The organism is Ciceribacter azotifigens (genome assembly GCF_048159625.1).
GTDB lineage: Bacteria > Pseudomonadota > Alphaproteobacteria > Rhizobiales > Rhizobiaceae > Allorhizobium > Allorhizobium azotifigens.
In genome coordinates, this window is record NZ_JBLQTA010000005.1 from 268,939 (window position 1) to 274,938 (window position 6,000).

A 6,000-nucleotide genomic window follows, 5' to 3' on the forward strand; every position below is an offset into this window, starting at 1 on the left:
ACACAGCGTCATAATCCTCGGCGTTGGAAAAGTATTGTTTAGATATTCCGCGCCGAGTGAGACAAAAAAATACGTCAGCATGTCCGTGTTTTATTGACAAAAACGCCGTTGACGCTGATCATTCTAATCGCCTGATCGCAAATATGCGTGGGTTTCGGTGCCGAGCCCGTGAAAAACGGTAGGACCGAACAAGACGAGCCTTCGGCGCGGTCAGGTCATAAAAGGACACCGACCGTCATGCCGAACTCTCTTCCCCCCGCCGAAATTAATCTGAGCACGATCCTGGCCGTCTGCGACGGCCACACCCGCGATGCAGTCCTCGCCCTGCTGGAACGCGGCGGCGACCTCACGCTTGCCGAGATCGCCGAGGTTGTCGGCCTCGACGCGAACGAACTCATCCGGCAGCTGGTTGGCTACCTGATTGCGGATGAAGCGCTGCGGCTGCTCCAAGCCGAAGCCGAAGAGAAGCGCGGGCGGGCAAACTGATGGACGCGCCTCTCACCGTCGCCTTGCCGGTCCAGCACCGCAGCGCGGCCATCCGCGCCGCATCGTTCCGCGAAGCCGACAACACAGTTGAAGTCTGCTTCACCACAGGCGCAGCGGTGCGCCGCGTCTCTTGGATCGATGGCGCATATGATGAAATCCTTGAGGTCACGCCCGCTGCCGTGAAGCTCGACCGCTTGAATGCGGGCGCGCCGTTCCTTGACACGCATGACAGCTACGACTTGAGCCGCGTGCTTGGCTCGGTCGTGCCGGGATCGGCCAGGATCGAGAAGGGCAAGGGATATGCCCGCGTTCAGCTTTCGGACGCGCCCGATGTCGCCTCGTCCGTCGCCAAGGTCAAGGAAGGCACCGTGCGCAACGTCTCGGTCGGCTATCGCGTCATCCGCGTCGAGAAATCCGAGGCTGCCAAGGGTGCCGTGCCCATCCACCGCGTCCTCGAATGGGAGCCAATGGAAATCAGCGCTGTGCCGATCCCGGCCGATCCCGGTGCGCAGGTGCGCGCCGCGAACACCGAACTTTTCCCCGTAATCATCGAAATCAAGGAGGGCCAGATGCCCACGAAGACCAATCCCGCCGCCGATCCGGCGGCCGTTGAAGCCGAGCGCACGCGCGCTGGCATCATCACCGACCTCGCAACCCGCGCCGGCCTGCCGGAAATGATCGCGCCCGCGATCCAGGCAGGCACGACGGTAGATGATTTCCGCGCAGCGCTGTTCGATCGCATGGTCGAAGACGAGCGTCGCGTCCACCCCGGCGGCCCCGGCCACCAGATCGGCGCGCCGGCAACGGTCGCCGATCACAGCTTCGACAATCGCCGTGCTGCCGCGATGGCCTCGGCGATCCTGCACCGCGTCGATCCCGTCGCATTCAGGCTCGAAGCCGGGGCCGAGGTGTTCATGTCGATGCCGCTCTTGGAGATCGCGAGGGCCGCCGTCGAAGGTCGCGGTGTCCGCACCGCCGGCATGTCGAAGATGCAGATCGCGGCTGCGGCGCTGGATCAGCGTTCGTTCGGCGGCCTGCACGGCACTTCCGACTTCCCGGCTGTCCTTGCCGGCGTCACTGGCAAGGTCTTGAGGATGGCATACGAAGCCGCGCCCCAAACTTTCCGCCCGCTCGTCCGCGTCACGACCGTGCCGGATTTCAAGGAACAGAGCCGCGTCAGCATCGGCGAAGCGCCCGCTCTGGAAGCGGTGAACGAGCACGGCGAATTCAAGCGCGGGACGATCGGCGAAGGCAAGGAAACCTTCCGCCTCGCGACCTACGGTAAGGTCATCGGCCTGACCCGTCAGAGCATTGTCAACGACGATCTCAGCGCATTCGACCGCCTGCCGCGCGCCTTCGGCGTCCAGGCCGCGCAGCTTGAGAGCGACGTGGTATGGGCGCAAATCCTCGCCAATCCGACGATGGGCGACGGCAAGGCGCTGTTCCACGCCGACCATAAAAATCTTGGAACCGACCTCGCGATCGGCGAAACGTCCGTCAGCGAAGCGCGCAAGGGCATGGGCTTGCAGACCGGCCTCGACGGTGCCACGGCGCTCAACCTGACGCCGGCCTACCTCATCGTGCCCAAGGCGCAGGAAACGGCCGCGCTCAAGTTCCTGACGACGGTGACGCCCGCGAAGACCGATGACGCCGTGCCGCGCGAGCTTCGCAACCTGACCGTCATCGCCGAGCCTCGCCTCGATCTTGGCATCCCGCGTTTCGGCATCGCGGGCGACGATGATGCGTATTATTTCGCGGCGTCGCCGGCCACGATCGACATTGTGGAGCTTGCGTATCTTGAAGGGCAACAGGGCGTTTTCACCGAGACGCGCATGGGCTTCGACATCGACGGGATCGAGATCAAGGCGCGCCTCGACGTGGCCGCCAAGGTGCTCGACTGGCGCGGCCTCTTCAAGACGCCGTTCGACGGCGCCTGATAACGGTTCGGCGGCGGGCCTAGTCCACCTGCCGCTTCGGCGGTCCGCCACCTGCGAGGCGGGCCGCCACCAGCGCCCGCCCGATTTGCGCCGGGCGGGCGCTTCCTCCCTTCATGAGGTGGCACGGTGGCAAACCACGTTTCTCAACTGCTAGTTCGCCTGATTGACGGCGTGTCCGGTCCCGCGCGTAAGGCTGCCGGCGCGCTCGCCGGCATCGGGCAGGCTGCAAACCGCGTCGGCGGCCTCGCTGGCCGGCTCAACGCAGCCGTAGAGCGCAATGCCGCCGCTATGGACAAAGCGCGCGGGCGCATGGTCGATGCCATGGCCGCCGGCTACGCCCTGCAACGAGCACTGTCCGCGCCGCTGGCCGCCTCGGCGAAGTTTGAAGATGTCCTTGAAAGCATCCGCCAGAAGACCGGCGGCTCGCAGGAAGCGATGGCCCGCCTCGGCGATCAGGTCCGCGCCGTGGCGCGGCAGACCAATCAGTCTGCCTCCGTCATGGCGGGCGCGTTCGACGCGCTTGTCGGTCTCGGGGCGAATGAGGCCGATGCAGCGGCGATGCTCAAGCCGATCGGCAAGGTCGCGACCGCATACAAAGCCAATATCGAGGAAGTCGCGCGCGCTTCGTATGCGGCGCTCGATAACTTGAAGGTGCCGGCCGATCAGCTTGCCCGCGCCCTCGACAGCATGGCGCAGGCAGGAAAGGCCGGCGCCTTCGAGTTGAAGGACATGGCCCAATACTTTCCGTCGCTCGGTGCTGCCTATGCCGGCCTCAATCAGAAGGGCGTGCCGGCGGTCGCCGACCTTGCCGCCGCGTTGCAGATCGCGCGCAAAGGTGCCGGCGATAGCGCGGAGGCGGCGACGAACCTGTCGAACGTCCTGCAGAAGATCAATGCACCGCAGACGCGGAAGGCATTCGCGAAGATGGGGATCAATCTTGAGCGCGAGCTTGCCGCCGCCGCCAAAAATGGTCTGACGCCGATCGAAGCCATCGCCGAGATCACAAACAAGGCGCTCAAGGGCAATCTCGGCAAGCTCGGCGACTTGTTTCAGGACGCCCAAGTGCAGAAGGGCTTGCGGCCTCTGATCCAAAATCTGGACGAATACAGGCGCATCCGCGCCGAAGCGCTGAATGCGCAGGGCGTGGTCGAGCAAGATTTCGCCGAGCGGCTCAAGACGGCGAGCGCCGTCATGGATCGCTTTTCGAATACGCTCGAAGACCTCAATCTCACCATCGGCAAGACGATCTTGCCCGCCATGCGGCGGATCGCCGACATGGCGACCGAACTGTCGGCAGCGATTTCGAGCTTTGCCAGCCAGTATCCCAATCTCACCCGCAACGTCATCATGGCGACGGCCGCGCTGGTCGGCTTCCGGGTCGCGATGGCGGGCCTGCGCTTCGCCGGGCTATTCGTGAAGGGCGGCGCGCTATCGCTGCTGGCGGCGACCTTCGGCCGGATTGCGACGGCAGGCTCCAAGATGGGTGCGGCCGTCAAGGCAACGTGGGCACTGCAAGCGGCGCTTGCCGGCGGGGCGAAGTACGGCGGCCTTGCGAAAGCCGCCGACGCCATGAAGGCGGTGGCTAGGATCGTTCCTGGCTTACGGTTGGTCGGCCCTGCGCTCGCCGCCATCGGCGGCGCGCTCGGCACGATCACGGCCCCGGTAGCGGCAGGCATCGCGGCCGTCGCCGCTGCTGGCTTCCTGATCTATAAATATTGGGACGCCGCATCCTCATACGTCGCAGGCTTCGCATCCGTCATCGGTGAGGCGCTTGCTCCTGCCCTTGAAACGGCCCGGCCGCTTCTGGAATGGCTCGCGCCGATCGGCGAGGTAATAGCGAAGGGATGGCAGGCGGCTACGTCCGCGCTATCCGCCTTCGGTGACTGGATCGCGTCCTTCTTCTCCCGCGAAGTTCTTTCCGACGCGCAGAAGCGCGAGTGGCGCAACGCTGGCGCGGAAGCCGCAACCGAAATGATCGAGGCAATCAAGGCGGTCTTCACCGGCCTTGTCGATTGGGCGGCCAGCATCGGATCACAGATCGCCGACGCCCTGCTCGGCAAGGTCAAGGGCGTCCTCGGGCAGATCAAGTCAATAGCGTCGAGCATCGGCAGTTATGTCGGCCTGGGCGGGGGCGATGATGCCCCGGCCGTAGACGGCAAGCGCGCTAGCGGCGGGCCGGTCTCTGCCGGCCGGTCGTATCTGGTCGGTGAGAAGGGACCGGAGATCATCACCCCTAGCCGATCCGGCTACGTGCATCCAAACGGCTCGGGTCCGGGCGGCACGTACAACATCGGCGTCAACGTTGGCGTGAAGATCGAGCGCGATCTGTCCAGCGCGATCGATGAGATCGAGCGCCAATTTTCCGAGAAGCTCCGCGCATCGCTGCGCGGCTTGCAGGCGGATTACGGGTTCGGGGCGACATGATGATCGAAGATTTCCGCAAGCTCGCTCCTCTGATGGACGGCTACATGACCCGCCTTCTAGACCGCCTGATGCAGAAGGCCCGCGCCGCCGGCAGCAACGTGGCCGAGGTCGATATCGGCCTGTCGCACGGCGCGCTCAAGCGCGCCGGCCTCTTCTTCGTCGGCAACGTCCAGCAGAACGAAGCCGACATGGACGATGCCGGCCTTGCCTTCGCATATGCATGGTCTCACGGCGAGCGCGAAGCGATGCGGCGCTGCATGGCCGCCATATCCTCGCCCGCAGCGAAAGGCCGCGAAGCCGATGTCATCGCCGCGCTGATGAAGGGCGCGAGCATTGAAGAAGCCCTTGCGAGGACGAATAGTGAGCCTGCCGCTCCGGTCACGGAGACGGCCCGCGTAGTCGCATTTCCGGCTCGGCGCGTCACAGACAGCGCCGACGATGAAACGCGAGCCAGCGAGGCTGTCTCGCCGATTGGTCCTAGAACAAACAGGAAGGGGGAGAAAAATGATTACTGACGCCGCCACGACTATTTTCCGCGCCATCGCCGCTTGCGCGCTGCTCGCGCTCGCCTCGTCGTCTTTCGCCGCCGAGCCGATCATCGGCGTCGCGTCCGTGATCGACGGCGATACGATCGAGGTCCACGGCCAGCGTATTCGCCTCAATGGGATCGACGCGCCGGAAAGCCGGCAGCTTTGCCTTGACGCTGCCGGCCGGCGCTACCGGTGCGGCCAGACGGCCGCCTTTGCGCTGGATGACTTCCTCGCTGCCCGCCGGCCGGTCTCCTGCGTCCAGATCGACCGCGACCGCTATGGCAGGATCGTGGCCGAATGCACGGCCGGCGGCATCAACGTCGAGGACTGGCTTGTGCGGGAAGGCCACGCGCTCGACTGGCCGCGCTACAGCAAGGGCGCCTACGCCGACGCCGAAGCCGAAGCACGCGCTGCCAAGCGCGGTATGTGGGCTGGATCGTTTCAGCGGCCCTGGGAGTGGCGCAAGGATCACGATGCTCCGATGATTTCCACCGAATAGCTGCGGGACTTCCTGGGGGTGGCCGATGGCATCCCTAACCAAGTCCTGATCCCCGCGCCCGCAGCTTCTTCTGTTTGAGGGGCCAATCAGGATTACCATCGGCACGAAGCGGGGGGGGTGCAAA

5 protein-coding genes are annotated in these 6,000 nt (G+C 65.0%); all 5 read left to right on the forward strand.

What is annotated here, in order from left to right; genetic code table 11:
- Nucleotides 1-237 precede the first annotated feature (237 nt).
- The 5 genes from ACM6UT_RS10640 (at nucleotide 238) to ACM6UT_RS10660 (ending at nucleotide 5,876) form a co-directional block, all read left to right on the forward strand.
- Complete coding sequence (locus ACM6UT_RS10640; protein ID WP_416797301.1) at nucleotides 238-486, forward strand: hypothetical protein; 249 nt, start codon at nucleotides 238-240, stop codon at nucleotides 484-486.
- Nucleotides 486-2,423, forward strand: a complete 1,938-nt coding sequence (locus ACM6UT_RS10645) for a prohead protease/major capsid protein fusion protein (RefSeq protein WP_416797302.1) — start codon at nucleotides 486-488, stop codon at nucleotides 2,421-2,423. The genes ACM6UT_RS10640 and ACM6UT_RS10645 overlap by 1 nt, the downstream gene beginning before the upstream one ends.
- A gap of 126 nt (nucleotides 2,424-2,549) precedes the next feature.
- Nucleotides 2,550-4,847: a phage tail tape measure protein gene (locus ACM6UT_RS10650; protein ID WP_416797304.1), complete on the forward strand. Its 2,298-nt coding sequence runs from the start codon at nucleotides 2,550-2,552 to the stop codon at nucleotides 4,845-4,847.
- Complete coding sequence (locus ACM6UT_RS10655; protein WP_416797305.1) at nucleotides 4,844-5,362, forward strand: hypothetical protein; 519 nt, start codon at nucleotides 4,844-4,846, stop codon at nucleotides 5,360-5,362. The genes ACM6UT_RS10650 and ACM6UT_RS10655 overlap by 4 nt, the downstream gene beginning before the upstream one ends.
- The gene (locus tag ACM6UT_RS10660; protein ID WP_416797306.1) at nucleotides 5,352-5,876 is read left to right on the forward strand and encodes a thermonuclease family protein; all 525 of its coding nucleotides are present in this window, start codon (nucleotides 5,352-5,354) and stop codon (nucleotides 5,874-5,876) included. The genes ACM6UT_RS10655 and ACM6UT_RS10660 overlap by 11 nt, the downstream gene beginning before the upstream one ends.
- Nucleotides 5,877-6,000 lie beyond the last annotated feature (124 nt).

Bases quoted from the DNA above. Each gene is read 5' to 3' on its own strand.
- ACM6UT_RS10660 (WP_416797306.1), top strand. From the start codon at position 5,352: ATGATTACTGACGCCGCCACGACTATTTTCCGCGCCATCGCCGCTTGC.
- ACM6UT_RS10655 (WP_416797305.1), top strand. From the start codon at position 4,844: ATGATGATCGAAGATTTCCGCAAGCTCGCTCCTCTGATGGACGGCTAC.
- ACM6UT_RS10645 (WP_416797302.1), top strand. From the start codon at position 486: ATGGACGCGCCTCTCACCGTCGCCTTGCCGGTCCAGCACCGCAGCGCG.
- ACM6UT_RS10640 (WP_416797301.1), top strand. From the start codon at position 238: ATGCCGAACTCTCTTCCCCCCGCCGAAATTAATCTGAGCACGATCCTG.